Source organism: Frankia sp. CeRuru1 (genome assembly GCF_977966315.1).
Genome location: NZ_CDWWEW010000375.1, coordinates 1 through 4,925, shown reverse-complemented (window position 1 = coordinate 4,925; position 4,925 = coordinate 1). Strand labels below are relative to the sequence as shown.

The 4,925-nt window shown below is 71.8% G+C and carries 3 protein-coding genes and 1 pseudogene; 3 read left to right on the top strand and 1 reads right to left on the bottom strand.

Annotation, left to right across the window (positions count from 1 at the left end):
* The 3 genes and pseudogenes from AC08OP_RS20640 to AC08OP_RS20630 all read left to right on the top strand — a co-directional run.
* A pseudogene (locus tag AC08OP_RS20640) lies at window positions 1-687 on the top strand (fumarate reductase/succinate dehydrogenase flavoprotein subunit); the annotation flags it as partial.
* A gap of 43 nt (window positions 688-730) precedes the next feature.
* The gene (locus AC08OP_RS20635) at window positions 731-1,477 is read left to right on the top strand and encodes a succinate dehydrogenase/fumarate reductase iron-sulfur subunit (RefSeq protein ID WP_476615688.1); all 747 of its coding nucleotides are present in this window, start codon (window positions 731-733) and stop codon (window positions 1,475-1,477) included.
* 120 nt (window positions 1,478-1,597) lie between these two features.
* Window positions 1,598-2,974: an NAD(P)/FAD-dependent oxidoreductase gene (locus AC08OP_RS20630; protein ID WP_476615687.1), complete on the top strand. Its 1,377-nt coding sequence runs from the start codon at window positions 1,598-1,600 to the stop codon at window positions 2,972-2,974.
* Between the two features lie 89 nt (window positions 2,975-3,063).
* Here AC08OP_RS20630 and AC08OP_RS20625 read toward each other — a convergent pair.
* A partial coding sequence (locus tag AC08OP_RS20625; RefSeq protein WP_476615686.1) for a DUF4012 domain-containing protein occupies window positions 3,064-4,925 on the bottom strand: 1,862 nt, incomplete at its 5' end.

Below are 4,925 nucleotides of genomic sequence, written 5' to 3'. Positions count from 1 at the left end.
GGCTACGATCTGCAGAGCAGCATTCCGGGGCTCTTCGTGATCGGGGAGGCGAACTTCTCCGACCACGGCGCCAACCGTCTCGGCGCGAGCGCGCTGATGCAGGGTCTCGCCGACGGCTACTTCGTGCTGCCGCCCATGCTGGGTGACTACATCGCCTCGACGAAGCTGGGCGCGGTCGACGCGAGCCATCCCGCGGTCGCGGAGACGGCGGCCGAGGCGACGGGCCGGCTGACCCGCCTGCTCACCGTGAACGGCGACCGCACCGTCGACTCGTTCCACCGTGAGCTCGGCGAGATCATGTGGGACGAGTGCGGGATGGCGCGCAGCGAGGACGGCCTGCGCAAGGCGCTGGGGCGTCTTCCGGAGCTGCGCGAGGAGTTCTGGCGACAGGTCAAGGTGCCAGGCGGCGCGGGTAGTGTCAACCAGAGCCTGGAGCGGGCGAACCGGGTGTCGGACTTCCTCGAACTCGGCGAGCTGATGTGCGTCGACGCCCTGCACCGCGAGGAGTCCTGCGGGGGGCACTTCCGGGTCGAGAGCCAGACCCCGGACGGCGAGGCCCTTCGCGACGACGACCGGTTCGCCTACGTCGGGGCCTGGGAGTTCGCCGGCACGGAAACCCCGCCGGTGCTGCACCGCGAGGTTCTGGAGTTCGAGCACGTCCACCTCGCCCAGCGTAACTACGCGTGAGGCGGTGCCGGTCAATGGATCACGACTGTACGAGGAGCCGACCGTGAAGCTCACCCTTCGGATCTGGCGCCAGGCCGGACCGGACGAGCCAGGCCGCATGGTCACCTACGAGGTGCCCGACGCGAACCCGGACATGTCCTTCCTCGAACTGCTCGACGTGCTCAACGAGCGACTGACCCTGCAGGGCGAGGAGCCAGTCAGCTTCGACCACGACTGCCGCGAGGGCATCTGCGGCGCCTGCGGAGTGGTCATCAACGGCCAGGCCCACGGCCCCCGGGAACGGACCACCACCTGCCAGCTGCATGTGCGGGAGTTCTCCGACGGGGACGTCATCGACGTCGAGCCGTGGCGCTCGGTCGCATTCCGCGTCGTCCGCGACCTGATGGTGGACCGCTCCGGCCTCGACCGGATCATCCAGGCCGGCGGCTACATCAGCGCCCCGACGGGCAGCGCCCCCGAGGCGCACTCCACCCCGGTGCCCAAGGCCGTCGCGGACACGGCGTTCGACAACGCCACCTGCATCGGCTGCGGCGCCTGCGTCGCGGCCTGCCCCAACGGCTCAGCCATGCTGTTCACCTCGGCGAAGGTCGTGCACCTCAACAGCCTGCCCCAGGGCGCTCCGGAGCGGGCGAGCCGCACGCTCAACCTGGTCGAGGCCATGGATGCCGAGGGCTTCGGCGGGTGCACCAACACCGGGGAGTGCACCGTCGCCTGCCCGAAGGGCATCCCGCTGGACAGCATCGCCACGCTCAACCGCGAGGTCCTGCGGGCCTCGATCGGCCTCCGGTAGAGCGGAAAAGCGTGGAGGGTTAGGCACGGTCCAGAGACCGTGGACCGTGCCTAACCCTCCACCGAAAAGGAGCTCTTCGCGGTACGGCGGATCCGGCGGCGCGGGAGGATAATGGCGGCGGTGGGAAATCACCCGATCAAGGCGGACGTGACGGGATCGACGGACACGACCCGACCGGCCGGGAACGCCGCGGGGCTGAGCGCGCCGCACGGGTCACGCCTGCGTCCGGGGCACGCCGTTCCCGACCAGGTGGCGGTGATCGGCGGCGGGATGGTCGGGCTGTGCGTGGCGTGGTTCCTCCAGGACCGCGGCAGGCGGGTGACGGTCTTCGACCGTGACCACCTCACCGCCGGGCCCACCTGGGCCGGAGCCGGATCGTCCTGGGGCAACGCCGGCTGGCTCACCCCGGGGCTCGCGACGCCCCTGCCGGAGCCCGCGGTCCTGCGCTACGGGCTGCGGGTGCTCCTGCGCCCGGACTCACCGGTGTACGTGCCTCCGGTCGCCGATCCGGGGCTCGCCCGCTTCATCGCCGGATTCGTCCGGCACAGCACGACCGCGCGGTGGCGAACCGCCATGCGTGCGCTGGTGCCGTTGACCCGTGCTGCTCTCGGTGCCTTCGACGAGCTCGCGGCGGGCGGCGTGACCGCGCCGACCCGCGCCGCCAACCCGTTCCTGGCCGGCTATCGCGCCCGGTCCGGCCTCAACGCCCTCCTGACGGAGCTCGCCGAGATCCGGGCGACCGGCCAGCCCGTCGATGCCGAGGTGCTGGGCCCGGCGGCCGCCCGCGACCTCGAACCTCTGCTGTCCGAGCAGGTCCGGTACGTCGTGTCCGTGCATGGGCAGCGGTTCTGCGATCCCGGCCGCTTCGTCGCCGCCCTCGCCGACAGCGTCCGGGAACGCGGCGGCCTCGTGCACGAGGCGATGGCCATCGACGAGGTGCGCGAGGCAGGTGGCCGGGTGGAGCTGCTCGGGCCAGGGGGGCCCGGTGGGCCTTACGACGCGGCGGTAATCGCCACCGGCGCCTGGCTTCCCCGGCTGGCCCGTCCGTTCGGGGTCCGCCTTCCCGTCCAGGCCGGTCGCGGATACAGCTTCCTGGTCGCGACCGAGCAGCCACCGAGCGGTCCGATCTACTTCCCCGCCTCCCGGGTGGCCTGCACTCCCCTGGGGGACGGCCTGCGGGTCGCCGGCATGATGGAGTTCCGCCATCCGGACGCGGCGGCCGACCCGCGGCGCATCCGGGCGGTGGTCGAGGCGACCCGCGGCCTGCTGCGCGGAGTGGACCTGGACACCCGCACCGCCGAATGGGTGGGACCACGCCCGTGCACCCCGGACGGTCTGCCGCTGATCGGCCCGACCACCTCGCCGCGTGTCTTCATCGCCGGCGGGCACGGCATGTGGGGCATCACCCTCGGCCCGGTCACCGGCCGCCTCCTCGCCGACGCCATCGCCACCGGTTCGCCCGCGGCCGAGCTGTCGCCGTTCGATCCGCTGCGTTGATGGCGAAGCGGATCAGGCCCCGATGCGGGCGACTCGATGCTGGCGACTCGATGCGGGTGAAGGGTCAGAACTCTCTGTAGTCAGAGTAGTCAGTTCTGAGCTTGAGATGACCTTTGGGATGACCAGGGAGGGACGACCGGCAGCCCCTGCACCTCCAAGCGCTCCGCGACGGGCAACGGCTGCGGGCGCACGGTGAGCGCCGGGCCGCCTACCGGCTCCCGGACCTTGATTTCCAGAGTCCGGGTCTGGCCGCGATCGACGGTGAGATAGGTGGAGAGCACGGGATGCCCGGACTCGGAACCGCTGGCAAGGCCGATGGGCACACCGTCGAGCCGGGCACCGACGAGCCAGCTGCCTCGGCCCGTGTACACCGAGAGCCAGAGATTGTTCTGCGCCCGGGGATTCCCAGCGGCGTCCTTGAGATCCTGCCGGTGGCGCACATAGGCCGGCAGCCCGTCCGGGGCGGCGTTGGTGAGCCGGATCGTGATCGTCGCCACGCCGGCGCCGTTCGGCTGCCGCTGCATGCGGTAGGTGGTCTGCCGCCGTAGCCAGTAGTCCAGCTTGCTCGCCGTCGCGTTCTGGGTGACGACCCCGAGAAACGGCCCGGGCACGTCCGGCAGCGCACCACCCAGCGCCGTGGACGAAAGAATCCGCTGCTCCTCGGCGTGGTTGCTGGATATTTCCAGCCGGCCCTCGCGAGCGGCCCGTCCCAGCGCGGTCACGAGTTTCGTCGTATCACCGGCTCCCGACTCCACGGCCGCATAGACGGCCTGACCGACCTGGGCGAAGAAGCGGTCGCGGGCGGCCGCGTCCATGATCTCGCCATAGACGCGCGACTCGACGAGATCGACCAGGTGCTCCGCGGCCACCGACGTGCCGTCGGGGAGCACCGCGGGCCGGCTCGCGGCGAGAAGATACGACAACGTCGTGGGGTCGACGCTGATCGTGCCGTCGACGTCGAGGCCCGTTCCGGCCCGGTAGAACGCGCTGTAGAGCCTGCCGGCCATCGGGTAGTCGGGGGTCAGGTTGATATTCGCCCAGATACGGTCGGGCCAGAAGGCGCCGTAACGGGCCGCGAACGGGACCGGCAGCCTCGTCGCGGGTCGCTGCTGGGTGGGGCCTCCCGGCAGAGCACCGTTGCCCGAGATGCCGTCGAGGGACAGCCGCCCGTGCTCCGCGGTCAGCAGGCCGAACCCACCGATGATCCCCCCGTTGGCGCGGGACTCGGCCGGGTTCTGGACGATCAGCAGGTAGCGACGGGCACCGCCCCCGCCGAGCATGGCGGGACCGACCCGGGCGGCCAGAACGACGGTGCCCAGCGCACCGGACAGGCGCCGGCTCCGGTCGATCATCTCGGCGCGGGCGTCGGCGATGCCGCTGGCCCGCCCGGCCCATCCGCAGTCGGGTACGTTCTCCGCTGCCGCCTGCAACGCGGAGATGGCGTTGAAGGATCGCTCGGCCGGGCGGCGGACCGCGGCAAGCGCCCGGACATTGATCGTCATACGCTGGCGCAGCACCCGCGGATCGAGAGAGGGACCCAGGTCGGCCACGGCCGGCAGGCTGGTGCCGGCGACCGCGTCCACCTCTCGGATCAGTGTTGCCGCCGAGCGCAGCGGGCAGCCGGCGACGGGCAGCCGCCCAAACGCCGACCACACCGGATCCGAGGTCAGGGCCCGCGCATCGGTGGCCCGCCGCCGGATCTGCTCGAGCTGCGACCGCAGCTCGGCCTCGCGGGGAAAGTCTCCGCTCAGAACCTGCCGCTGCAGGACGGCGATCCGCTGCCTGGCCTCGTCAAGACGGGACTTGGCCAGTAGTCCGCGCACGACCACCCAGGCGGTCATCGCCACCAGCACGACGAGGGCCGTCGCGACCCCGGCGGCCAGCCGGCGGTACCGGGCCCGGCGACCACGATGACGCCGGCGACCACAGCCGACGCGGTGCTGCCCCGCCC